The following is a 23,079-nucleotide window of genomic DNA, read 5'->3' as shown; positions in this document are numbered from 1 at the left end:
GGGCGTGGTGCGGGAGGTGCTGCTGCCGGGCCCGGCGTGATCGAGGCTGCCGGCGCCGTCCGGTCGGCCCTCGTCGGCACCACCGTTGCCGTTGCCAGTGCTGGTGCCGTTGCCGGTTCCGTTCGCGCCGGCGTTGCGCAGCGCCTGGGCGTAGCGCTCGTACCGCTCATGGCGCTCGACACGGCGCCGGTTGGCGCGCCTGAAGCGGCGGGCGACCAGCCGGGCCAGGTCGGCGGCGCCGACCATACCGGCTTCGGGGCCGAGCTGGGCTTTGGCGATCCGCGCCTCGGGCCGGTAGCCGCGGCCGGTGAGATGCCGCCGGAAGGCGTCCCGCGCCGGGCCGATCAGCAGATCGTCGGCCGCGCTGACTCCGCCGCCGATGACGAAGCAGGAGGGGTCGAGCGCCGCCGCGAGGTTGGCGATGCCGACACCGAGCCACTGACCGATGTCCTCGAGCAGTTCGACGCACATCGCGTCGCCCTCACGCGCCAGTTCGGTGATCAGGGGGCCGGTGATGTCGGAGACGCTGCCCTTGACCCGCTCGATGATGTTGTAGGCGACCGGGGAGTCGGCCGCGGCCAGTTCGCGGGCCTCGCGGACCAGTGCGTTGCCGGAGCTGTACTGCTCCCAGCAGCCGCGGTTTCCGCAGGGGCAGCGGTGCCCACCGGGTACGACCTGCATATGGCCGAATTCCCCGGCGACCCCGTACTTTCCGCGCTTGACCTGCCCGCCCTCCAGGATCGCCCCGCCGATACCGGTGCCGAGGGTGATCATGACCAGGTGGTCCTCACCACGACCGGCCCCGAAGCGCCATTCGGCCCAGGCGGCGGTGTTGGCGTCGTTGTCCACCATGACGGGCACGACGAGGCGCTTCTCCAGCGAGTCGCGCAGAGGTTCGTTGCGCCAGGCGAGATGGGGCGCGAAGAGCACCGTGGAGCGGTCGGCGTCCACCCACCCGGCCGCCCCGATGCCGACGGCATGCACATCGTGCCGGTCGGAAAGGTCGAGTACGAGTTCGACGATGACGTCCTCGACGACCTTGGGGCTCTTCGACTTGTCGGGGGTCTCGGTGCGGACCTTCTCCAGGATGACGCCGTCGGCGTCGACGACACCGGCCATCACCTTCGTGCCGCCGATGTCGATGCCCACCGTCGGGACGCGCGGCGCGGTGAGGTGTGAGCGCCGCTCCCGTGTGCCGGTGGTCCGCAGGGCGGTGGCCCGGGCGGCGCCCCTGTGGGCGAAGTCACGGTACGTGCTCACGGCGTCCCTGTGAGTGGTCGTTACGGTCCGGTCTGCGGAGGCGGGCGGTGCCCGCCCTGCCCGATTGTGCCATCCGGGGCTCCACCGGGCCCGGTGCGGCCCGGTGCGTCAGGACTCACCGGGAAGCCGCCGCCGATGCCCTGGCGGTCCGGTGTCAGCGCCATGGCACGCCGCGCCGGGTCGGTGAAGGCGTGCCGCACCGAGTCGTCCAGGAGCCCCAGCTCTGTGCGCACCGTCACGGCACGCTCTTCGGGGAGGGCGGCGAGCAGGGCGTCCAGCACGGCCCGCAGCCGTCGGCAGACCTGGACGGACGTGGAGCCGTACTCGCGGATCTCGGTCACCGCGAGCTGGAGGAAGTCCTCCCAGGAACGCCCCGGCACCACCAGCCGGGGCCGGCCCCGGCGGTCGTGGAGGGTGTAGCCACGAGCCGGCTCCATCCTGCCGACGGTGTGCAGGAAGGCTTCGATGTGGTTCAGCACCTGAACGGCGGTCGTGGGGTCGTTCACGGCCGGTGACAGCGCCCTGATGGCGATGTCGACGAGGATCCGCAGCGCGAAGGCCGGATCTTGTTCGATTGTTCGTTCGACACCCAGGGCGATGTATCCGCTCAGGGCAAGCGGATCGGGCGGTGCCGTCCCGTGGATCTCGATCAGCGTGGCGCCCGGTGGCACGAAGTCACCGATCCTGTGCGGCAGCACGAGTACGCAGTCGTACCGCTCCGCCGCGGCTCTCAGCCGTGCCACATGGAGGCCCTGGATGGTGCCGCCTCCTTCCGTACGGACCGGCGTCACGGGACCGGGCAGCAGCGGCGGGAACGATTCCCTGCCCGGCATCGCGGGCCGTAGCGTCCCGCCCTCCGCCAGGATGGTCCCCCGCCTGAGCACGGCCTGCCCGGACCGCACCACCAGCGAGGCGATGGCCACCGGCCTGAGGTTGTGGATGAAGCGGTTGAGGTAGATCAGCAGGAGCATCAGGCTCACGGCGACCGCGGCCCCGGCCAGCGTCACGCCGATGTCGGGCACGAAGTCCGCCTCGACGTTGCGCAGCAGGGAGAAGGCGAAGGCGAAGGTCCCGGTGAAGGTGGCCAGCACGGCCTTCTGCAGCCGGTCGCGGTACCACAAGCGCATATAGCGCGGGGACAGGGTGCTCGTCGCCTGCTGGACCACGAGGACGCCGATGGTGACGACGAAACCGAGCAGGGCGATCATCGCACCGACGATGGAGCTGAGCACACTGCTCGCGGTGCTCGCCGAATACTCCCAGCCGGGGGGCGCGTCGACGTTGCTGTCGAGCCACACCGCGGCGTCGGCGAGCAGGGCCCCGAACACGAACCCGAGGAGTGGCACGATCCACAGGCTCGCTTTGACGTACTGCCTCAGCTGGAAGACCGTGGCCCAGGACATCATGGGCGTCGCACCCCCGGGATCACCTGGTGCACATGCTCCTCGCGCTCCTTGGCGTTCCTCCACGGTAGTGCCGCAGCCCGGGAAGCACTAATCGTCCCGAAAAGCCCGAAGTGGCCCGATTGTCTAAGCTGATGGGGTGGTGTGGGACGGCGTCCGCCTCCCGGCCCGGGGCGAAAGGGGCTCAGGATGGGCGACTACCCCCTGATCGAGGACCACGGTCTGATCGGTGACCTCCAGACAGCTGCGCTGGTCACCACCAACGGAACCATCGACTGGTACTGCACTCCGCGGTTCGACTCGCCCAGCATCTTCGGCGCACTGCTGGACAGCGAGAAGGGCGGGCACTTCAAGGTCACCCCCACGGACACGACGTACTCCACCAAGCAGCTCTACCTGCCGGACACCGCCATCCTCGTCACCCGCTTCATGACCGAGGGCGGCGCGGGCGAGGTCATCGACTTCATGCCGGTGACCGGCACTTCCGCCACCGACCGGCACCGCCTCGTACGCCTGCTGCGCTGTGTGCGCGGCAGCCTCACCTTCGACGTGGACATCGCCCCCCGGTTCGACTACGGCCGCAAACCGCACAAGCTCCACTTCACCGAGAAGGGCGCCGTGTTCGAGGCCGAGGGGATGGAGCTGACGGTCCACGCGGTCCGTGAGCCAGAGGACGTGCGCCTCGTGCCCGTGTTCTTCGGCGACGACCAGGACCTGCACTTCAAGCTGACCCTCCACGCGGGCCAGGAGCGGGGCGTCGTCATCGAGACCTTCGCCGACGGACCGCCACGGCACATCACCCACAACGAGTTCGTCGAGCTGTTCGAGGAGACCGTCCAGTTCTGGCGCTCCTGGCTCCACCAGTCCCGTTACTCGGGCCGCTGGCGTGAGGCGGTGGAACGCTCGGCGGTGACCCTGAAACTGATGACCTACGCGCCCAGCGGCGCACTGGTGGCGGCGCCGACCGCGGGACTGCCCGAGCAACTGGGCGGCGAACGCAACTGGGACTACCGCTTCACCTGGATCCGCGACGCCTCGTTCTCCGTGTACGCCCTGCTGGGCCTCGGATTCACCGAGGAGGCGGCGGCGTTCATCGGCTGGCTGCGTGACCGCGTCCACGAACAGGCGGACCGGTCGGGCGACTTGTGCCCACTGAACATCATGTACCGGGTCGACGGATCCTCCGACCTCGTCGAGGAGACGCTCGACCACTGGGAGGGCTACGCGGGCTCCAGTCCCGTGCGCATCGGCAACGGCGCCGCCACCCAGCTCCAGCTGGACATCTACGGCGAGGCACTCGACAGCATCTTCTTCGCCCATGAGCGGGGCATCCAGCTCGACCACCGCGGCTGGTCGTCCCTGCGTACCCTCCTCGACTGGCTCAGCGACCACTGGGACCAGCCCGAGGAGGGGCTGTGGGAGACCCGGGGCGGACGCCAGGACTTCACCTACGGCCGGGTGATGTCCTGGGTCGCCTTCGACCGGGCCCTGCGACTGGCCGTCGCGAGCGGCCGCCCGGCCTCGCTGGCACGCTGGAGCACGGAGCGCGACAGGGTCTACGAGCAGGTCATGGCCCGGGGCTGGGACCCCAAGCGCCAGGCGTTCGTGCAGCACTACGGCAGCGATGTGCTCGACTCGTCGCTGCTGCGGATGTCCACGGTGGGGTTCATCACCCCGGACGATCCGATGTGGACCTCGACACTCGACGCGATGGACCGCGAGCTCGTCAACGACAGCCTGGTCTACCGCTACAACCCCGAGGCGTCACCCGACGGGCTGAGCGGCTCCGAAGGCACCTTCTCGCTCTGCACGTTCACCTACGTGGACGCCCTGGCGCGGGCCGGCCGGCTGAACCAGTCGCGGCTGGTGCTGGAGAAGATGCTGACGTACGCCAACCATCTGGGCCTCTACTCCGAGGAGATCGACCTGACCGGCCGGCAACTCGGCAACTTCCCGCAGGCGTTCACACACCTCGCGTTCATCGACACGGCGCTGACCCTGGACAGAGAGCTGAACCGCAGCGAGGCGGACGGCGCACGCGAATCCGGTGAAGGGGCGGGGGCGTTCCTCTAGGAACTGAGTGAGGGGCTGAGCAGAACAGACCTGTCCCCCGGCCCCGGTCGTACCGTGTGCGTCCCGGTGGCCGGGGTCAGGCGGCCGTCCGAGTGGAGCACGAACAGCAGGTCGTGTTGTGCCGGGACCTCGTCGCCGGGTCCGCCCAGGACGAAGCGCGCGCCGCGCCCGTAGCGTTCGGCGATGGTTCGGCGCAGCAGGTGGGGGCCGAAGAGGATGTCGCGGTCGGTGTACGGGGCGACGGCGCCCGTGCTGTCGGCCGGTGGGCCGATGCGGTGCACCGGCTCCTCCACACTGTCCTGCACCAGGACGGCGGCCAGGGCGTTGAAGTCGTCGTCATCGGTGAGCAGGAACACCGCACTGACGCCCTCCAGCTGGGCGCCGGGAGCCGTGGCGCTGGCCAGCAGCTCCCCCGGGGCCAGGGCGAGTCCGGCGCCGCGGATCCGCTCCCGCTGCTCCTCGGGTCCCGCCCACATCAGTACGTCGAGCCCGGCCGACCGCAGGCACCGGCCCAGCGCGACCGCCCAGGGTTCGCCGCCCACCAGCAACGGCCGGGTCCGGGCGGACCGGGAGACCCCGAGCCGGCCGGCCACGGGCACCGCGGTGAGCGCGTACACCAGGACCGTGCCGACGATCACGAGGAAGGTGACGGGAAGGATCACCTCCGAGCCGGGCAGCCCCGCCTCGTCCAGGCTGCCCGCGAAGGCCGAGGCCGTGGAGGCGGCGACGATTCCGCGTGGCGCCATCCAGCCGATGAACGCCCGCTCCCCGCCGTCCAGCCCGGTCCGTGCGGTGGACAGGTACGCGACGAGGGGACGGACCACCAGCACCAGCAGCGCGATCAGGCCGACGGCGGGCAGCAGCACGGGTCGTACGGCGGAGGGTGCCACGGATGCCGAGATGGAGACGAACAGCAGGCCGATGATCAGCTGGACCAGGGTCTCGAAGAAGGGGCGCCGGGCGGGCATGTCCAGTCCGCGGAGGTTGGCGACTGCGAGACCGGCCACGATGGCGGCGATCAGGCCCGTGTCGTCACGCAGCACGTCGCAGCCCGCCGACACCGCCACCACCACGGCCAGTTGGGCCAGTGTGCCGAGGGTCTCGCCGAGTCGCAGGGCGCCCAGGGCGAGCCAGAGCAGCGCGGCTCCGACCAGACCGCCGGCCACTCCGACCACGGCACTGAGGAGGAACTCGCCGACGTGGAAGCCCTTTCCGACCTGGAAGCCGCCGACCAGGATCGAATGGAACACCAGCGCCCCGAGGATGCCGCCGACCGGGTCGACGAGCGTGCCTTCCCAGACGAGGATGCGCCGCACCTGCTCCGACGGCCGGACGTATTCGAGCAGGGGCCCCACCACGGTCGGTCCCGAGACCACGAGGATGACGCCCAGCATCAGCGCGACGGCCACCGGGACGCTGAACAGCACCGGGCCCACCGCCAGCACCGCCGCCCAGGTGATCAGCACCCCGAGCAGCAGCAGCCGGGCCACTACCGAACGGGTGCGACCCTTCAAATGGCGCAGTTCGAGGCCGAGTCCCGCGTCGTAGAGGATCACCGCGACGGACAGCGAGACGATGGACGGGAAGTTCTGCGGGGCCAGTTTGTCCGGCTGGACGACATCGGTGAGCGCGCCCGCCGTGAATCCCGCGGGCAGCAGCAGGATGAGCGCCGGGATGTGCAGCCGGCTCGCCAGGATCTGACAGCCCACGGCGAGCACCACGGTCAGCGCGATCCCGAGGAGGAACTCGTCGGCGCTCAGCACCCGGCGCCCCCTCAGCCGCCGTCGGCGGAATCCCCTGCAGCGCCCTGCCGCAGGTCCGCGTCACCGAGCGCTTCCAGTTCGCCATGGGTGTCCAGCCAGTACAGCAGGTACACGGCGGGGCCGACGAGCAGCACGGCGACGAGGGTCACAAAGGCCAGCCAGACCAGGGTGGTCGGGTCACCGGCCGCCTCCCGTACGGTCAGGGAGGTCGGGATGAGATACGGGCGCTGGGCGAGCCCCCAGGCGATGACACCCGTGGCGACCACACCGACGGCCGCCGGGCGGGTCCAGCGGGCGGACGACCGCCCCAGTTGTACGGCGGTGGCCACCGCGCACACCGCGGCCAGCACCACGAAGACGAGACCCGCGCCATGGGTCAGTCCGTGCCAGACGTGTGGTGCGTCGTTGTGGGTGACGGCGAACGCGGCCACGCCGAGCACCACCACGACGGCCAGGCTGCCGAGTGCCCTGAGCCTGAAGTAGCCCATGAGGTCGGGGGCTTCGAAACGCTCGGCGTCCGAGAGCAGGAACACCGCGCCCAGGAAGGCGGTGGCCGCGATGGTGAGCAGCCCGAAGAACACCGAGGTGGGGTTGGACCAGGCGTCCGCCGAGGCCTCGGTGCCCGGTGCCACCCGCCCCGAGGCGATCCCCCCGACGGCCGCGCCGAGGAAGAAGGGGGTGAGCAGCGAGGAGATCGCGAAGACGGCCCCGTACAGACGACGCCGGGACAGCCGCCGCATGGGCTTGCGCAGGGCGAACCCGGCGCCCCGCAGCACCAGGCCGACGGTGGCCAGTGCCAGGGGCAGCCACATCGCCGAGAACACGGTCTGGAACAGCACCGGGAATCCGGTCCACATGATGACCATGACGAAGATCAGCCAGACGTTGTTGACCTCCCAGACGGGCGCCATGGCGTGGTCGATCAGCCAGCGTGGCCGCTTGCCGCGCTCCGTGCCTCCGGCGACCAGGTCCCAGAAACCGGCGCCGTAGTCGGTGCCCCCCGCGCAGGCGTAGGCGGCGATCGCGAGCAGCAGGACGACGGCGATGATGTTGGCGATCGTCATGGAGTGCCGCCTCGTTCATCCCCGGGCACGGCGCCGTGTCCTGCCGGGGTGCCGCGGCCGGACGGTACCGGCCGGGGACCGTAGGGGGTGAGGGCTTCAGGTCCTTCGCCGCCCGGAGGCGTCGGTCCTGCCGCCGCGGCGTCCGCCTGGCGCCAACGGGTGCGCATCACGAGCAGCACGGCCAGGAACGAGCCGAAGATGAACACGTAGACGACGATCACCAGCCCGAACATGATCCAGAGGCTGGTGGATCTGGTCGCGGTCACCGCCTCGGCGACCCTCATGTTCTGGTAGACGATCCAGGGCTGGCGTCCCACCTCGGTGGTGACCCAGCCGCATTCGACCGCGATCAGGGAGGCGGCCCCGGCGCACGCCGCGCTGCGGAAGAACCAGCGCGAGGTGGGAAGTCGGCGCTTGCGGAACCAGATCCAGGCGTACCAGAGCGCCAGCAGTACGAGCAGCGAGCCGATGACGACCATGATGTCGAAAGCCCAGTGGACGATGGTGGCCTGGGTGGCGTTGGGCCGGTCGGACGCGGGGACCGCGGAAAGACCGGTGACCTTGGTGGCGGGGCTGAACCCGGCGAGGATGGAGTCGAGCTGGGGGATCTTGATGCCCCCGGAGACGGTGCCGTCGGGATGCAGCCGGCCGAACATGTACTCCGGCACATGGGTGTCCGTCTCCCAGACGATCTCCATCGCGGCGAACTTCACGGGCTGTTTGTGGAACACCGCGCGGGCGATGGCGTCGCCGAGTACGAACTGCACGGGCGTGAACACCGCGGCGACCGTGAAGGGGACGGTGAAGCCGAGGCGGTGGTAGCGGTCCCTGCGTCCGCGCAGCCAGCCGACGGCGTACACACCCGCGACGGCATAGCCCGCGGTGACGAGCATCGCCACCACGAAGTGCCAGTACTGGGGCCCGAACATCGGGGTGAAGAGGGCTTTCCAGACGCTGACGTCGACCGGGTTGCCCTCGGCGTCGAGTGTGAAGCCCTGCGGTGTGTTCATCCATGAGTTGGCGGCGATGATGCCGAACGCCCCGAGCAGGGCGGTCACGGGCAGCGGCACACCGAGGAGGAAGTGCGTGCGGGCCGGGAGCCGGCGCCAGCCGTAGAGGTAGATGGCGATGAGCACGGCTTCCAGGAAGAACGCCCAGGCCTCCACGCCGAACCCGATGCCGAAGACATCGCCCCAGCGGCCCATCAGGCCGGGCCAGAGCAGCCCGAACTCGAAGGACAGCACGGTCCCGGTGACCACGCCGACGGCGAACTGGATGGCCATGACAGCCGACCAGCGCCGGGCGAGCAGCAGCGCGACGGCGTCGCCGGTGCGCAGCCCCCGGTAGTGCATGATCAGGGTGATCAGCGGAAAGGCGACCCCCATCGGCACCAGAATGATGTGGGATGCCAGTGTGAATGCCATGAGCTCCCTGGCCGGGAGCAGCTGGGCGGGCGCGTCGGCCAGCAGCCGGGCGTCCGCCAGCAGGTGGACCGCGTGGTGCATATGTGCCTTCGGTGGTCAGACGCCGCGAGCCCGCCCTGCGGGCGGACGGCGCTCGTTCACGAACACGGCCTGGGCGAGGGGGCGCGTGTCATCCGCCCGTGGCGAATCCGGGGAAGAGGGTCATCCCCCCGTCGACGTAGAGCGTGGCGCCCACCACGTAGTCCATGAGGTCGGATGCGAGGGCGACGGCTGCGTGGGCGATGTCATCGGGCTCGCCGACCCGCCCGTACGGAATGAGCTTGAGCAGGTCCTGCTCGGCCGCGGGGGTGTCCCAGGCGTCGGTGTTGATCGGGGTCTTGATGGCGCCCGGAGCGACGGCGTTGACCCGGATCTTCTTCGGCGCCAGTTCCTGGGCCAGGGTCTCCATCATCATCTGCACGCCGCCCTTGGACGAGGCGTAGTTGACGTGGCCCGCCCAGGGGATGAGCTGGTGCACGGAGCTCATGCAGATGATCTTCCCGGCGGAACGTGACACCTCGGCCACCACGCCGCGCCGCAGGAACTCCTTGGTGGCCTCCCTGGCGCACAGGAACTGGCCGGTGAGGTTGACGTCGATGACCTTCTGCCACTGCGCGAGCGTCATATCGGTGAACGCGGCGTCACGCTGGAGGCCCGCGTTGGCGACCAGGATGTCGATGGTGCCGAACTCGTCGACCATCCGGCCCATCATGGCGACGACCTGGTCCTCCTGGGAGACGTCCGCCTCGTAGGCGGTGGCGCGCGAGCCCTGCGCGGTGATCTGCGCGACCACCTCGTCGGCCGCTTCACGACCCGCCACGTAGTTCACGACCACCTCGGCGCCCGCGCGCCCGAGCGCGAGCGCGGTGGCCTTGCCGATGCCCGAGTTGGCTCCGGTGACCAGCGCCTTCTGCCCCTTCAGCAGGGGTGCGACCGCCTGCGGTGCCGCGCTGGCATGGGTATCCACGCTGCCTCCCTGGTACGTCACTCCGGTCCCGCGGTCCGCTGCGCGGGCACGCGTCATGCCACGGAACCACCGCGGCACCCGTCCGGGGGCCGGGCACACTGCCCGTTGCGCCGTTGGATGGCCGATCTTCCCCCGGGCGGCTCAACCGCGCAGGCGCTCCGTGATGTGGTCACCGACCCGGAGGGCGTTGGCGATCGCCGTCAGGGACGGATTGACGGCGCCGATGCTCGGGAAGAAGCTGGTGTCCACGACATAGAGGTTGTCCAGGTCGTGCGCCTTGCAGTTGATGTCCAGGGCGGAGCCGCCCGGGTCGTCGCCGAAGCGCACCGTGCCCGCCTGGTGGGCTGTCGCACCGATGGGCATGCCCTTGTGCAGATAGATGCTGTGCGGCAGCAGGTGGTGCTCGTGCATGCCGAGGTGACCCAGCATGCTCTGGAGTTTGTGCCTCAGCCGGTTCAGGCCCTCGATGTTGTTCTCCTCGTCCAGCGCGAGGTGGACGCCGCCGTCCCGGTCCAGGGTGACGCGGTTGTCCGGGTCGGGGAGATCCTCGCCGCACAGCCAGAAGTCGACGGCGTGATGGGCCAGCACCTCGAAGGGCATGTTCGGTGACACCGCCCCGGCCCAGCGCGGTGCCTCGCCGTGGATCTGTTCGGCGTCCGACTTGCCGAGCATCTGCATGCCGCCGAGGGGGTAGTCCCAGTCGTCCGCGCCCAGGTACCAGTCGTGCAGGGCCAGGGTCTTCTGGAACTGGGTGTCGTTGGGTTCCTTGGACACCGCCATGAGCGCCAGGTTGTTGTGCCGCATGTAGTGGCGGCCCACGGTGCCGGAGCTGTTGGCGAGGCCGCCCGGATGCTGGTCGTTGGCGGAGGCGAGCAGCAGTACGGCGGAGTTGACGGCGCCGCAGGAGACCACGACCACATCGGCGGACAACCGGGCGGTCGAGCCGTCGCCGAGGGTGGCGACCACCGTGGACACGCTGCGCCCGGTCGGGTCGGTCTCCAGGCGCACCACATGGGCGTTGGTGACCAGTTCGACGTTGGGGTGCTCCAGAGCGGGTTCCACGCAGATCACCTGGGCGTCGGACTTGCCGCGCACCAGGCAGGGGAAGCCGTCGACCCTGTTGCAGCGGATGCACACACTGGAGTGGGTGGCCCGGCCCTGCTCGTCCTGCCGCAGATTGACCCCGATGGGCAGATGGAAGGGGTGCAGTCCGCGGCTCTCCAGGTCGTCGCTCAACTGCTGGATGCGCGGCTCGTGTTCGACGGGTGGATGGGCGTACTGCCCGCTCACCGGACCCTCGGTCGGGTCCTCGCCGTGTCTGCCGTGGACCAGGTAGAGGTGCTCGGCCTGGGTGTAGTACGGCTCCAGGTCCTCGTAACGGATCGGCCAGGCAGGGGAGATGCCGCCGTGGTGGCGCAGTTCGCCGAAGTCCTCGGGGCGCAGCCGGAACAGCGCTGCGCCGTAGAACTTGGTGTTGCCCCCGACGTAGTAGTTGACCTCGGGTGGGAAGGAGCGGCCGTGTTTGTCATACCAGAACTCGGGTGCGCGGTACTTGCCCTTGACGAAGACGGCCGTGGAGTCCCAGTTGTCGCGCTCCCGCGGGAGGTAGTCACCGCGTTCCAGCAGCAGCACCCGCTTTCCGGAGGGTGCGAGGCGATGAGCGAGGGTGCCTCCCCCCGCGCCGGTGCCGATGATGATGACGTCGTAGTGGTCAGCGTGCGGGGAACCGTTCATGACTGCCACCGTCCTCACAGAATCGCGATCGGGTTCACCGGGGAACCGGTGGCCGCGGGCAGCCGCAGCGGGGCGACCACGCACAGGAAGCTCCAGCGGCCTTCCCGTGCGCAGAGCGGGGCGAGCTCCTCGAATTGCAGGTAGTCCATCAGGTGCACTCCCATGGCGTGGATGGCCAGCACGTGGACGGGGAAGTCGACCCCTTCCACCGCGCTCGGGGCGGTGTCGTTGTTGCCGTCGCTGCCCAGCACCGCGACCCGACGCTCGGCGAGGAACTCCATGGCCTGCGGATGGAGACCGGCCCGGGCCGATGCCGCGTCCCAGGGTCCGGTCTCGCGGCGCCGGCGCCGGTGGCCGACCCGGACGAGCAGCAGATCCCCCGGCCCGGTCCGTACGCCCTGTGCCCCCTCGGCGGCGACGAGCTCGTCCGCCGTCACCTGGTCGCCCGGCTCCAGCCAGGGGACCCCTCTGAGCCGGGGGATGTCCAGCAGCACCCCGCGTCCCACGATCCCGTCCGCGACGATGTCGACGGTGAGCGCGGTGGCGCCGTCCGGGGTCACGGTGGACGCGGGCACGCCGTTGTAGAGCGCACCGTCGTAGATGACATGGCAGAGCGCGTCGAGGTGGCTGTCGCAGTCGCCGTGCACGTTCATGGCGAAGCGGTCGCGGGCGAAGTCCAGGCCCGGGGCCCCGAGGTCGCCCGGTTCGGGGCCCGTCATGCGGTGGACTGCCGGTTCCGGGCTGTCCGGTCCGGATCTGGTCTCGACCGGTGCGGCGAGCGAGACCGAGCGCCCCGAGCGGATCTCGGCCGCCGCGGTCACGACCCGGTCCGGGGTGAGGTGGTTCAGGGCGCCCCGTCGGTCGGCGGGGCCCTGCCGGGTCTGCTCGCGCAGCCGCTCGTACAGGGACCGGAACGCGTCCTGGCTCATGTGGGTGCGCGGGGGTGTGCTCACGCCGCTCCCCGCGCTCGTGCCGGTTCCGGCTGCGGCGGTGGCGCGCCGCCGGGGGCCACCCCCGGTCCGGCGGGCAGGAGTTCGGTGACGACGAAGGCGACCACGGCGGCCAGGATCACCACCGGGATCATCGAGACACTGCCGAGGAGCATCACCACGAGCACCACGCTGCTGACGGGCAGCCTGAGAGCCGCCGCCGAAGCGGCGGCCATACCGGCGGCCATGCCTGGGATGAAGCCGAGGCCGGGCAGCGGCGCCGCGAGCACACCGGCCGCGGCGCCGAAGAACAGCGCCGGGAACACGGGTCCGCCCCGCAGGCTGCCGAGGCAGAGGGCGTAGGCGGCGCCCTTGAACACCAGGACGGCCACCAGCGCCGCGATCCCGTAGGACTGGGGCTGCGCGGACAACTGGACCATCGCCGCCTGGCCCGACGAGGCGACGTCGGCGGGCGAGCGGTCGGTGAGCAGTGTGTACAGGGCGGCGCAGACTCCGGCGCCCAGCGCGCACAGCACGGTCGTACGGACCGTACGCGCGGCGACCAGGGCGGCGAGATACCGTCCCGCCGTGAACACGTAGTGCACCAGCGCGCCGATCACGGCGGCGACGAGCAGCGCCCAGAGCACGTCCCCGGCGTCCAGGTGCGGGAACGGGCCGGACACCTTCAGCCGCAGACTCGCCGTGTCGAGACCGGTCCAGCGCCCGAAGCCCGTGAACACCAGGGCGCCCACCCCACTGGAGAGCAGTGCGGGAAGCATGATCGCGAAGAGCTGCGGGCCGCCGACCCCGATGACCTCCATCAGCAGCACGGCCCCGATGACCGGGTTGCCGAAGATCGCCGCGATGGCGGCGGCGGCACCGGCCGCCCCGAGCAGGGCGGTGCTCTGTGGTGTGGCGGGTGCGCGGGTGAGTTCCCTGAACAGCAGGGCGAGACCACCGCCCAGGGCGATCAGCGGAGCCTCGGGCCCGAGGGTCGCGCCCAGCGGCAGGCTCGCCACCGCCGCGATGACCACGCCCGGCAGCGCCTTGGAGGTCGAGCCGCCCGGCTGGAGCCCGTACGCGGGGATATGGCCGCCCGCGCCCGGCAGCCGGAGGACGACCCATGCCACGACGAGACCGGCGATCGGAAGCAGCACCAGCGGCCACCACCAGGGCGGCATGGCCCAGCCGAGTGCCTCCGGGAGCGTGTCCCACACGAGGTGTTCCAGCTCGTGCAGCGCCACGAGGAACCAGAACGCGACGAGCGACACCGGGATGCCGAGCAGTGCGGAGAACACCAGCGTCTTGCGATAGCTCGGGGTGCGCAGCAGCTCCCGCAGCCGGTCCGCCTCCTCCGGCTGGGCGCCGCCGGCGGAGGCGGCAGCCCTGGGCCGCGGCTGTGTCATGGGGGTCGTCCCTTCCCGGCCCCCCGAGCTGTTGGAGTTGTGCGAACTGCTCGAGTTCAGATGTCAGGCGAGGACTTTCTGCTTCTCGGCCGCGAACTCCTCCTCGGTGAGCAGGCCCTGGGCCTTCAGCTCGCCGAGTTCCTTGAGCTTGTCGATCTTGCTGCTCAGCTCGTCATCGGGCGTGAGCGCGGTCGGCGGAGGTCCGGCTTGCGGCTCCTGCTGTTGCTGCTGTTGCTGTTGCTGTTGCTGTTGCTGTTCACCCTGCTGTGCCCAGCGGCCCTGCTGGCGCCGCGAGACACGGTTGGACACGGCCGTGGCGGTACCCGCGATCACGGCGGTACGGGCGACACCGCGGATGAGACCTGGCATGTTCTTCTCCCGGTGGATGCGAAGGTGCGGTGATCAGGCCGCTGAGGTTTCCTGCCCGGACATGTCGCCTTCGATCGCGTCGAGCGAGGCGAGCAGGGCCTGGACCGGAATACGTCCTCCCGCCACCAGCTGGGCGCCGCTGCGCCGCATCGCCCGGGCGAGTGGTGCCGCCCAGGTGTTCTCGTACACGAGGATGGCGGCGGAGTTGCCCGGCTCGATGGCCGCTCCCGCCTCGCCCAGATCGTCCTCGCCGAGCAGACCCGACGAGACGCCCTCGAACACCGTCAGATCCACATCGCCGTCGATGTCGGACAGCTCCAGGACGGTGAGGGATCCGTCGGCACCCTTGCTGACGAACAACAGATCGAGAATGCGAATGATCTGGCGATCGGCCAGATCGATGAGCAGGGGAAGGCCCTCGCCCGTCATACGGTTGCCGGGGAATTCCACGACCAGATAGTCGACGGGTCCCATTTCTTCGACGTCATCGATCATGACCACTCCTTGCCAACGCGCCGGCGGTCCTGGGGGGCACCCTGCTTGCCATTGCAGCACTCGGCCGCACGCTTCGCATTTCGGCCAGCGGCGCTGGTCAAGGCGGTGGCCCGGGCCCCGTCCGGGCGGGGATCAGCTCGTCAACTGGTAGATGCTGTTGCCGGTCAGCCACAGCCCCAGCAGCAGACAGCCGAAGACGATGGCCGGCTCCTGGTGCCGCTGGAGCCAGGCCCGAAGCCGCTTCAGGCGGACCCCGGCGGCCTCGGGTGCGAAGATCATGTACAGCTCGGCGGCCAGCAGGCTCGCGCTGGCGAGCAGGCAGAAGCCGAACAGGATCAGATACGTGCCGACATGGGACAGGTCGGCCTCGATGACCACGGTCGCCGCCGCCGCGACCAGGCCCCAGGGCTGCAGGAAGAAGGCAAGACCGGCCACGGACCACGGCGAGGCGTGGTCCAGCCTGGACGTCATGGACGACGACTGCTTCTTCCGGGGCCGCTCGGCGCCATGTCTGCGCTGCCGATGGACGCTGTAGAGGACGAGTCCGACGCCGATGGCGAGCTTGATCGCGAGCCCCGTGGTCGAGGGCGGGGACCTCGGCGGTGGCGGCTGTCCTCCGGTGACCAGCAGCACGGCGGCGATCACCGCGACCAGGCTGGCCAGCCAGGCGAGCAGGAAGACCAGGCCCTTCCAGATCCCTTTGTGCGCCGACAGCACCAGGACGAAGGCCATGATCGGCAGCGGATCGAGGGTGATACCGATGCCGATGAGGAGCAGGTCGAGGACCATGGCGCTCCTCTCTGTGTCCGATCGGCCCGCCCGTTCATCGTCACCCCTGGTCGATGGCCCCCGCAAAGCAGGGCCGCATGGTCCGAGATGCCGTTGCCGGCCCGGTCCCCCACCCTGGACCCAGGGAAGGAGCAGCCATGCCCCCGGGAAGCAGCGCCCCGCGGCGCGGGGCGGGCTTCCCCCACCCGGCGTGGTGGACGGCCCGGTTCCATGCGTACGGGGAGTCCCTGCGCGCCCTGGTCTCACGGATCGAGGCGCGCTTCCCCGTCATGACGCGGCTGACGGCCCGTATGGTCGCGGTGAACATCTTCGACTCCGCCACTCGGCTCGCGGCGCAGTGCTTCCTGACTGCGATCCCCCTGCTCTTCGTCGTGGGATCGTTCGCGCCCTCAGCCGTACGCAATCAGCTCATCAGCTCGGTACAGGCGATCTTCGGGCTCACCGGCCCGGCACAGAAGCAGCTCGAGCATGTGTACAGATCCGCGAACGACGACGGCCTGCGCCAGGCGACCGGTGTCATCGGCGCGCTGATCGTGCTGCTCTCCGCCACCGCGTGCAGCCGCGCGATGCAGCGCCTGTGCAAGCGGGCCTGGCTGATCCCGCGCACGGGCGTCAAGATCGCCCCATGGCGCTGGGTGGCCTGGATCGGAGTATGGCTGGCCGTGCTGATCGTGCAGGGTCCGGTACGCGAGGGCTTCGGCACCGGGCTCTGGCTGGCCCTCCCCGTCACCCTGCTCACCCAGATCCTGCTGTGGTGGTGGTCGCAGCACCTGCTGCTCGGCGGCCTCGTCAGCTGGCTCCCGCTGCTGCCGGGCGCGGTACTGACCGGTGCCGTCACCACGGCGCTGTCGATCGCCAGCCGCTACTACATGCCCCGGGCGCTGAACCGCAGCCTGGAGGAGTACGGGGCCCTGGGGCCGGTGTTCGCGATGCTGTCTTGGCTGATCGTGCTCTGTGTCGCCATCGCCCTCGGCATCACGGCGGGGGCGGTCCTGGCACGCGAGCCCTGGCTGGCCCGGCGGCTGGGTACGCCGGAGCCGAGCCATGGCGGGCGGGAAGCCTCCACGACATGATCGCTGCGACTCCCCCGGGCTTCGGACCGGCTGCGGGCCGACTGCGCAGTGGCTTCGGACCGGATGCACACCGGCTTCCTGCCACGCTTCCACGAGCCGCGTTCCGTCAGGACTTACGAGAGCCGTCGTGCCCGCCCAGATGCCTGGGCGCAGGCGCCCGCTCCAGTTCGTGGCGGAGGTCGTCGAGCTCGCTGCCGCCGGCCATCTGGCGGGTGAGCTCGTCCAGAGTGATCTCGCGCTTGTCGTGACTGCCCACCATCGTGCCGCGCTTCAGCAGCACGAACCGGTCGCCGACGAGATAGGCGTGGTGGGGGTTGTGTGTGATCAGTACGACGCCGAGGCCCGCGTCGCGGGCGGCCGCCACGTACTTGAGCACGACGCCGGACTGCTTGACGCCGAGAGCCGCCGTGGGTTCGTCCAGGACCAGCACCTTGGCCCCGAAGTAGACGGCCCTGGCGATCGCGACGCACTGCCGCTCACCACCGGAGAGGGTGCCGATGGGCTGGTCCACGTCACGCAGGTCGATGCCCATACGCAGCAGCTCGGAGCGGGTGGTCTCACGCATCCGCCGCACGTCGAGGCGCTTGAACGGGCCGCTGCCCCTGGTCGGCTCGGAACCGAGGAAGAAGTTGCGCCAGACCGGCATCAGCGGGACGACGGCGAGGTCCTGATAGACGGTGGCGATCCCCCGGTCGAGCGCCTCGCGCGGGGAGCCGAGGGTGGTTTCCTCGCCCTCGATCGCGAAGGTTCCGGAGTCGTGCCGGTGCAGGCCGGCGATGATCTTGATCAAGGTGGACTTCCCGGCGCCGTTGTCGCCGAGTACACAGCTGATCTCTCCCGCGTGGACCTCCAGCGAGACCGCTTCGAGCGCGCGGATGTTCCCGTAGTACTTGCTGACGTCGTGGAGTTCCACGAGGGCGGTCCGGGCGGTCATGCGGTCGCCTCCGCTCGCTTGCGGACCCAGGAGTTCAGCAGGGTCGCCAGGAGAAGCATCGCTCCGAGGAAGAACGTGAACCAGTCCGGGTTCCACTCCGCGTACACGATGCCCTTGCTGGTCATGCCGAAGATGAACGCACCCACCGCTGAGCCGATCGCCGAGCCGTAGCCGCCGGTGATCAGACAGCCGCCGATCACGGCCGCGATGATGTAGATCAGCTCGTTGCCCACGCCTTCGCCGGACTGCACGACGTCGAACGAGAACAGGAGGTGCTGGCCGGAGATCCAGGCGCAGAACGCCACGCCCATGTACAGCCCGACCTTGGTCCTGCCGACCGGTACGCCCACCGCACGGGCCGCCAGGGCGCCCCCGCCGGCCGCGAAGATCCAGTTGCCGAAGCGGGTGCGCAGCAGGATCCAGGTGGCCACGGCGACCAGGGCGAGCCACCACAGGATGGTGACCTTGAGGTCGACACCGCCGATGGTGAGCTGCGAGGCGAACAGCGCCTTGGCGGAGGCGAAGCCCTCCATGTCCGCGATCGTCTTCGTGGAGACCGTGCCACTGATCAGCTTGGTGAAGCCGAGGTTGAGGCCGGTGAGCATCAGGAAGGTACCGAGCGTGATGATGAAGCTCGGCAGCTTGGTACGGGTCAGCATGAGCCCGTTGAAGACCCCGATGGCCAGGGTGACGAGCAGTGAGACCAGCACCCCGACCCAGACGTTCGCCGTCATCTGGTAAGCGAACATCGAGGAGATCAGCGCGGAGCTGGTCACCAGCACACCGGCCGAGAGGTCGAACTCGCCGCCGATCATCAGCAGCGCGACGGGCACGGCCATGATGCCGATGATCGAGGACGCGTAGAGCACCGTGCCGAGGCTGGAGGCCCGCAGGAAGCCGTCGGCGACGAGGGAGAAGAAGAGGAACACCGCGGCGGCGCCCACGACGGCGCCGAGTTCGGGCCTGCCGAGCAGCTTCTTCAGCGGCGAGGTGTGCAGCAGCCGCTCGTCGGCGGTAGCGGCGGGACCGGGCTCCCGCGGGCGCTCGTGATCGGGTGGCGCGGTCGCGCTCATCGAGTCCCCCGCTCCGCGAAGTCCTTCAGCTTGGCGGCGTCCGCACCGGTGATGATCTGCGGTCCGGTGAGTACGGGCCGTCCGCCGCCGAGCACATCGGCGTTGTAGCGGTAGAGCCACAGCAGGTCGACGGCCTGGTAGCCCTGGAGATACGGCTGCTGGTCGACGGCGAAGCCGAGCTTCCCGTCCTCAAGCGCCGTGGCGACCTTGGCGTTCAGGTCGAAGGTGTCGACCTCGGCCTCGCTCCCCGCTGACTGCACGGCCTGGACGGCGGCGTCGGCGAAGGGAGCGCCCAGGGTGACGACCGCGTCGATGGACTTGTCGGTCTGGAGCTTGGCCTCGATGGAGGCCTGGACGTCGGGCATGTTGGTGCCGTCGACATACAGGTTCTCCATCGTCCCGCCGAAGGTCTTCTTCGCCCCGGCGCAGCGCTGTTCGTGGCCGACGTTGCCCTGCTCGTGCACCACGCACAGGGCCTTCTTGCGGCCGCGCTCGTCCAGCTCGTCGCCGACGGCCTCACCGGCGATGGTCTCGTCCTGGCCGATGTGTGTGAGTGCGCCGTAGACCTTGGACTGCTCGGCGCCGGAATTCACGGTGATCACCGGGATCCCGGCCTTGACCGCCTTGGCGACCACGGCCTTCATCGCCTCGGGCTTGGCGAGCGTGACGATGAGGCCGTCGACCTTCTTGTCGATGTAGGAGTCGACGAGCTGCGCCTGCTGCTGCGCCTCGTCGCTGTTGGCGTAGAGGAAGTTGATGTTGTCCTTGACGGCGGCCTGCTTGGCGCCGTTCTGGACGATGTCCCAGAAGGTGTCGCCCGCTCCGGAGTGGGTGACCATCGCGAAGGTCCAGCGCGGCGTGGTGACGGCGGCACGCCCCTCGGCCGCCGCCTGCTTGCGGGCGTCCTCAGCACGCTTGCCACCGGTCGCGCTGCATCCCGCGAGCGAGACGCCGAGCGCCGCCGCCAGCACCGCGCCGAGCACGCGCACCCCTGTCCGAACCCTTGTCACGACACCGCGCCTCTCTTGTTCCGCTGTTCCGCTCGTCGTCCCCGCTTGCCGAACTCCAGGGGTCAGTATCCCTGAGCCCCCGGATCGGGACTACGGGCGTGCGAGGAGCTGGAAATCGAAGGCGTAGCGCGACGCCCTGTACACATGCGAGCCGAACTCCACCGCACGCCCGGTGTCGTCGTACGTGGTGCGCTGCATGGTCAGCAATGGCGCGCCGGGCTCCTCGGCGAGCTGCCCGGCCTCGTCGGGGGTGGCGGCCCGCGCCCCGACCGACTGGCGGGCGCTGTGGAGGGTGATCCCGGCCGCCCGCATCATCCGGTAGAGCCCGGTGGCCTCGAGCTGGTCGGTGTCGAGCGGCAGCAGCCCGGCCGGCAGGTGGTTGCACAGATACGCCATCGGCTCCCCGTGCGCGTACCGCAGCCGCTCCACCAGATGGACCTCGCTCCCCTCGGGTATGCCGAGGGCGGCGGCGACCTCCGCGGGGGCCGGTTCGAGGGCATTGCGCAGCACGGCCGTGGCCGGGCGCCGACCAGCCGCCTCGAGGTCGTCATAGAGGCTGCTCAGCTCCAGGGGCCGCCTGACCTGGCTGTGCACGACCTGGGTGCCGACACCGCGGCGGCGCACCAGGAGGCCCTTGTCGACCAGCGACTGGATGGCCTGGCGGACGGTGGGCCTGGACAGACCGAGCCGGCCCGCGAGCTCGATCTCGTTGCCGAGCAGGCTTCCCGGGGAAAGCGTGCCGCGTTCGATGGCCGCTTCGAGCTGCTGGGACAGCTGGAAGTAGAGCGGGACGGGGCTGGTGCGGTCCACCCCGAGCTGGAGGGCCACGGTGGCGTCCGGCGCGTCTTTGGGCTCTCTTGGCTCTCTCGGCTGCTTGGGCACGCTGCGAGCGTAGTCGCAGGTCCTGTTGACCGGAAGTTGTGTCGTTCGATTGTCAGGACAAATGCTTGACATGGCCCCGGGGCGGCCCCCACCTTGGGGCCATGCGCATCGGACTCATCGGAACCGGACGTATCGGCACGTTCCATGCGGGTGTCCTCAGCCGTCATCGCGAGGTCGGCGCCCTGGTGGTCGCGGACACCGACGCCCAGCGGGCGCGCGCGGTCGCCACCCGTATCGACGCGACCGCGGCACCCTCCGTCGACGAGATCTTCAAATGGGGTGTCGACGCCGTGGTGATCGCCTCCACCACCGCCTCCCACGCCGATCTGATCGGCCGGGCCGCCCGCGCCGGGCTGCCCGCCTTCTGTGAGAAACCGATCTCCGTGGATCTGCCGGGGACCCTGGGGGCGCTGCGCGAGGTGGCCGCCGCGGGCACCGTGCTCCAGCTCGGGTTCATGCGCCGCTTCGACGCGGGCTTCGGCAAGGCCCGCGAGCTGGTGCGCTCGGGACAGCTCGGCCGGCTGCACACGATCCGCGCCATCACCGCGGACCCAGCGCCGCCGCCCGCGGAGTATCTGCCGCTGTCCGGTGGGCTCTACCGCGACTGCCTGGTCCACGATTTCGACATGCTGCGCTGGATCACCGGTCACGAGGTCGTGGAGGTGTACGCCACGGGCTCGGACGCCGGGGATGCCGTGTTCCGCGCGGCGGGTGATGTCGGCACGGCCGCCGCGGTGCTGACCCTGGACGACGGCACCCTCGTGTCCGCCACCGCCACACGCTTCAACGGCGCGGGCTACGACGTGCGCATGGAGCTGTCCGGGGAGTCCGACACGGTCGTGGTGGGCCTGGACGACCGTACGCCCATCTCCTCCACGGAACCCAAGGGCCCGCCGGCCGCCGACAAGCCCTGGACGGGGTTCCTGGAACGCTTTGCCCCCGCATACGAGGCCGAGTTGGGGGCCTTCATCCAGGTGGCCATCGGCGGGGCCGACAATCCGTGCGACGGCCGGGAGGCGCTGGAGGCGCTACGCATCGCCGAGGCGTGCGAGCTGTCGCGGCGGGAGCGCAGACCGGTGCGGATGGAGGAGATCCCGGGCCTGTGACCCCGCCCCCACGAGGGCCTGTCCGGGCGATCTTTGGGGATCGACCCGCGGCGTCGGATCCTGTCCGGTCCGGGCCGCGACTGCCCGTCACCACACGACGGGCAGCCGGCGTACTCCGCGCATCAGGATGCCGGGCAGCCACTTCAGCGGCCCGGCACCGGGATCCAGTGCGAGGGCAGGGCAGCGTTCCAGCAGGGTGCGGATCGCGATCCCGGCCTCCAGCCGGGCCAGTGGGGCACCCAGGCAGTAGTGGATACCGTGGCCGAAGGCGAGATGGCCCGGACTCTTCCCCGAGTTCTCCGCGCGGCGGATGTCGAAGGTGTCAGGGCCCGGGAAGCGGTCCGGATCGCGGTCCGCCGCCGCCAGCCCGACCCGGACGACCTCACCCGCGGGGATGACCGTGCCTCCGTAGCGGACCGGTTCCGTGGTGAAGCGCAGTGTCGCGTTCTCCACCGGACCCTCGTAGCGGAGCATTTCATCGATGGCGCCGTCCATCAGCCCGAAGTCGGCGCGCAGTGCGGCCAGCTGGTCCGGATGCCCGAGCAGGGCACGTACACCGTTGGAGATCAGGTTGACGGTGGTCTCATGGCCCGCGATGAGCAGCAGATAGGCCATGGCCCGCAGTTCGGCGGCGGACAACCGGTCCCCGTCCTCCGCCCGGGTGCGCAGCAGAGCCGACAGCAGGTCGTCCGCGGGCCCGGCGCTGCGCTTGTCCTCGATGAGTTCGCGGAGATACCCGGCGAGCTCCTCGATGGCGGTCTGCGCGGCTTCCTCACTGGTCGGCGCCACGACCTCGGTGGACCAGGCGCGGAAACGGTCGCGGTCGGCGACGGGGACGCCGAGAAGTTCGCAGATGACGGTGATGGGCAGGGGGAAGGCGAGCGCCTCGACGAGATCGCCCTGCCCGGCCGGGAGCATCGTGTCGATCAGTTCGTCGGTGATCCGCTGGACGCGCGGGCGCAGCTCCTCGACGCGGCGCATGGTGAACTCACGGGCGACGAGCCTGCGCAGCCGGGTGTGGTCCGGCGGATCGAGCACCAGCAGATTCGGGCCGATGAGTTCCTCGTCCAGCATCGTCAGGCCGACCGTCCCGGGGGATTTCGACAGCCGGGGGTCGGCGAGGGCGGCCCGCGCCTCCTCGTATCCGACGACCAGCCAGACGCGGTCGCCGTACGGCGAGACCACCTCGTGGACGGGTCCTGCCTCGCGCAGCTTCGCGTAATACGGATACGGATCGGCGGTGAAGTCCGCCCCGTACTCCCCTAAATCCATGACGGCCATGATCC

At 70.1% G+C, this 23,079-nt stretch carries 19 protein-coding genes and 1 pseudogene; 3 read left to right on the top strand and 17 right to left on the bottom strand.

The window, feature by feature from the left end:
* Window positions 1–120 precede the first annotated feature (120 nt).
* Window positions 121–1,260: pseudogene (locus ACFV6V_RS10950) on the bottom strand (ROK family glucokinase); the annotation flags it as partial.
* Between the two features lie 20 nt (window positions 1,261–1,280).
* Complete coding sequence (locus ACFV6V_RS10945) at window positions 1,281–2,666, bottom strand: DUF2254 domain-containing protein (protein WP_385562218.1); 1,386 nt, start codon at window positions 2,664–2,666, stop codon at window positions 1,281–1,283.
* A 186-nt stretch (window positions 2,667–2,852) separates the two neighbouring features.
* On the opposite strand from ACFV6V_RS10945, the gene ACFV6V_RS10940 reads away from it, so the two are divergent.
* Window positions 2,853–4,736: a glycoside hydrolase family 15 protein gene (locus ACFV6V_RS10940; protein ID WP_385562216.1), complete on the top strand. Its 1,884-nt coding sequence runs from the start codon at window positions 2,853–2,855 to the stop codon at window positions 4,734–4,736.
* On the opposite strand, the gene ACFV6V_RS10935 is transcribed toward ACFV6V_RS10940, so the two are convergent.
* The 10 genes from ACFV6V_RS10935 to ACFV6V_RS10890 all read right to left on the bottom strand — a co-directional run bounded on the left by ACFV6V_RS10935 (window position 4,733) and on the right by ACFV6V_RS10890 (window position 15,715).
* On the bottom strand, window positions 4,733–6,496 hold the full coding sequence (locus ACFV6V_RS10935; protein ID WP_385562412.1) for a cation:proton antiporter: 1,764 nt from the start codon (window positions 6,494–6,496) through the stop codon (window positions 4,733–4,735). The two genes, ACFV6V_RS10940 and ACFV6V_RS10935, sit on opposite strands and share 4 nt — an antisense overlap.
* A 14-nt stretch (window positions 6,497–6,510) precedes the next feature.
* On the bottom strand, window positions 6,511–7,563 hold the full coding sequence (locus ACFV6V_RS10930; protein WP_385562213.1) for a cytochrome d ubiquinol oxidase subunit II: 1,053 nt from the start codon (window positions 7,561–7,563) through the stop codon (window positions 6,511–6,513).
* Window positions 7,560–9,068, bottom strand: a complete 1,509-nt coding sequence (locus tag ACFV6V_RS10925; RefSeq protein WP_385562210.1) for a cytochrome ubiquinol oxidase subunit I — start codon at window positions 9,066–9,068, stop codon at window positions 7,560–7,562. The genes ACFV6V_RS10930 and ACFV6V_RS10925 overlap by 4 nt, the downstream gene beginning before the upstream one ends.
* An 88-nt stretch (window positions 9,069–9,156) precedes the next feature.
* The gene (locus ACFV6V_RS10920) at window positions 9,157–9,951 is read right to left on the bottom strand and encodes an SDR family oxidoreductase (protein WP_385562409.1); all 795 of its coding nucleotides are present in this window, start codon (window positions 9,949–9,951) and stop codon (window positions 9,157–9,159) included.
* Window positions 9,952–10,134: 183 nt separating this feature from the next.
* Window positions 10,135–11,727, bottom strand: a complete 1,593-nt coding sequence (locus ACFV6V_RS10915) for a GMC oxidoreductase (protein WP_385562208.1) — start codon at window positions 11,725–11,727, stop codon at window positions 10,135–10,137.
* Window positions 11,728–11,741: 14 nt separating this feature from the next.
* Complete coding sequence (locus tag ACFV6V_RS10910) at window positions 11,742–12,656, bottom strand: cyclase family protein (protein WP_385562407.1); 915 nt, start codon at window positions 12,654–12,656, stop codon at window positions 11,742–11,744.
* 20 nt (window positions 12,657–12,676) lie between these two features.
* A complete protein-coding gene (locus ACFV6V_RS10905; protein WP_385562205.1) occupies window positions 12,677–14,062 on the bottom strand; it encodes a chloride channel protein in 1,386 nt (461 codons plus the stop codon).
* A gap of 63 nt (window positions 14,063–14,125) precedes the next feature.
* Window positions 14,126–14,431, bottom strand: coding sequence for an SHOCT domain-containing protein (locus tag ACFV6V_RS10900; RefSeq protein WP_385562202.1), 306 nt, complete (start codon window positions 14,429–14,431; stop codon window positions 14,126–14,128).
* Window positions 14,432–14,464: 33 nt separating this feature from the next.
* Complete coding sequence (locus tag ACFV6V_RS10895; protein WP_385562199.1) at window positions 14,465–14,926, bottom strand: DUF6325 family protein; 462 nt, start codon at window positions 14,924–14,926, stop codon at window positions 14,465–14,467.
* Between the two features lie 132 nt (window positions 14,927–15,058).
* Complete coding sequence (locus tag ACFV6V_RS10890; RefSeq protein WP_385562196.1) at window positions 15,059–15,715, bottom strand: GAP family protein; 657 nt, start codon at window positions 15,713–15,715, stop codon at window positions 15,059–15,061.
* Window positions 15,716–15,852: 137 nt separating this feature from the next.
* Between ACFV6V_RS10890 and ACFV6V_RS10885 the strand changes: the two genes are divergently transcribed.
* Window positions 15,853–16,788: a YhjD/YihY/BrkB family envelope integrity protein gene (locus ACFV6V_RS10885; protein ID WP_385562193.1), complete on the top strand. Its 936-nt coding sequence runs from the start codon at window positions 15,853–15,855 to the stop codon at window positions 16,786–16,788.
* Between the two features lie 106 nt (window positions 16,789–16,894).
* Here the strand turns inward: ACFV6V_RS10885 and ACFV6V_RS10880 are convergent, their stop codons facing one another.
* The 4 genes from ACFV6V_RS10880 to ACFV6V_RS10865 all read right to left on the bottom strand — a co-directional run bounded on the left by ACFV6V_RS10880 (window position 16,895) and on the right by ACFV6V_RS10865 (window position 20,615).
* The gene (locus tag ACFV6V_RS10880; protein WP_385562189.1) at window positions 16,895–17,722 is read right to left on the bottom strand and encodes an ATP-binding cassette domain-containing protein; all 828 of its coding nucleotides are present in this window, start codon (window positions 17,720–17,722) and stop codon (window positions 16,895–16,897) included.
* Window positions 17,719–18,795 (bottom strand): ABC transporter permease, encoded by a 1,077-nt coding sequence (locus ACFV6V_RS10875; RefSeq protein ID WP_385562186.1) that lies wholly within the window; start codon window positions 18,793–18,795, stop codon window positions 17,719–17,721. Before ACFV6V_RS10875 ends, ACFV6V_RS10880 begins: the two co-directional genes overlap by 4 nt.
* Window positions 18,792–19,805, bottom strand: a complete 1,014-nt coding sequence (locus tag ACFV6V_RS10870; RefSeq protein ID WP_385562183.1) for a sugar ABC transporter substrate-binding protein — start codon at window positions 19,803–19,805, stop codon at window positions 18,792–18,794. Before ACFV6V_RS10870 ends, ACFV6V_RS10875 begins: the two co-directional genes overlap by 4 nt.
* A gap of 90 nt (window positions 19,806–19,895) precedes the next feature.
* Window positions 19,896–20,615: a GntR family transcriptional regulator gene (locus tag ACFV6V_RS10865; protein ID WP_385562404.1), complete on the bottom strand. Its 720-nt coding sequence runs from the start codon at window positions 20,613–20,615 to the stop codon at window positions 19,896–19,898.
* 173 nt (window positions 20,616–20,788) lie between these two features.
* Between ACFV6V_RS10865 and ACFV6V_RS10860 the strand changes: the two genes are divergently transcribed.
* The gene (locus ACFV6V_RS10860; RefSeq protein ID WP_385562180.1) at window positions 20,789–21,793 is read left to right on the top strand and encodes a Gfo/Idh/MocA family oxidoreductase; all 1,005 of its coding nucleotides are present in this window, start codon (window positions 20,789–20,791) and stop codon (window positions 21,791–21,793) included.
* An 87-nt stretch (window positions 21,794–21,880) separates the two neighbouring features.
* On the opposite strand, the gene ACFV6V_RS10855 is transcribed toward ACFV6V_RS10860, so the two are convergent.
* Complete coding sequence (locus tag ACFV6V_RS10855) at window positions 21,881–23,074, bottom strand: cytochrome P450 (protein ID WP_385562177.1); 1,194 nt, start codon at window positions 23,072–23,074, stop codon at window positions 21,881–21,883.
* Window positions 23,075–23,079: the final 5 nt, after the last annotated feature.

The sequence above is a fragment of the Streptomyces sp. NPDC059828 genome (genome assembly GCF_042731955.1).
Taxonomy (GTDB): Bacteria; Actinomycetota; Actinomycetes; order Streptomycetales; family Streptomycetaceae; genus Streptomyces.
The sequence above is the reverse complement of the archived record's forward strand: the minus strand, read 5'-3'. Positions and strand labels throughout refer to the sequence as shown.

Coding starts and splice junctions, on each gene's coding strand:
- ACFV6V_RS10945 (WP_385562218.1), bottom strand. CDS start 2,666: ATGATGTCCTGGGCCACGGTCTTCCAGCTGAGGCAGTACGTCAAAGCG.
- ACFV6V_RS10940 (WP_385562216.1), top strand. CDS start 2,853: ATGGGCGACTACCCCCTGATCGAGGACCACGGTCTGATCGGTGACCTC.
- ACFV6V_RS10930 (WP_385562213.1), bottom strand. CDS start 7,563: ATGACGATCGCCAACATCATCGCCGTCGTCCTGCTGCTCGCGATCGCC.
- ACFV6V_RS10925 (WP_385562210.1), bottom strand. CDS start 9,068: ATGCACCACGCGGTCCACCTGCTGGCGGACGCCCGGCTGCTGGCCGAC.
- ACFV6V_RS10915 (WP_385562208.1), bottom strand. CDS start 11,727: ATGAACGGTTCCCCGCACGCTGACCACTACGACGTCATCATCATCGGC.
- ACFV6V_RS10910 (WP_385562407.1), bottom strand. CDS start 12,656: ATGAGCCAGGACGCGTTCCGGTCCCTGTACGAGCGGCTGCGCGAGCAG.
- ACFV6V_RS10905 (WP_385562205.1), bottom strand. CDS start 14,062: ATGACACAGCCGCGGCCCAGGGCTGCCGCCTCCGCCGGCGGCGCCCAG.
- ACFV6V_RS10900 (WP_385562202.1), bottom strand. CDS start 14,431: ATGCCAGGTCTCATCCGCGGTGTCGCCCGTACCGCCGTGATCGCGGGT.
- ACFV6V_RS10895 (WP_385562199.1), bottom strand. CDS start 14,926: ATGATCGATGACGTCGAAGAAATGGGACCCGTCGACTATCTGGTCGTG.
- ACFV6V_RS10890 (WP_385562196.1), bottom strand. CDS start 15,715: ATGGTCCTCGACCTGCTCCTCATCGGCATCGGTATCACCCTCGATCCG.
- ACFV6V_RS10885 (WP_385562193.1), top strand. CDS start 15,853: ATGCCCCCGGGAAGCAGCGCCCCGCGGCGCGGGGCGGGCTTCCCCCAC.
- ACFV6V_RS10880 (WP_385562189.1), bottom strand. CDS start 17,722: ATGACCGCCCGGACCGCCCTCGTGGAACTCCACGACGTCAGCAAGTAC.
- ACFV6V_RS10875 (WP_385562186.1), bottom strand. CDS start 18,795: ATGAGCGCGACCGCGCCACCCGATCACGAGCGCCCGCGGGAGCCCGGT.
- ACFV6V_RS10860 (WP_385562180.1), top strand. CDS start 20,789: ATGCGCATCGGACTCATCGGAACCGGACGTATCGGCACGTTCCATGCG.
- ACFV6V_RS10855 (WP_385562177.1), bottom strand. CDS start 23,074: ATGGCCGTCATGGATTTAGGGGAGTACGGGGCGGACTTCACCGCCGAT.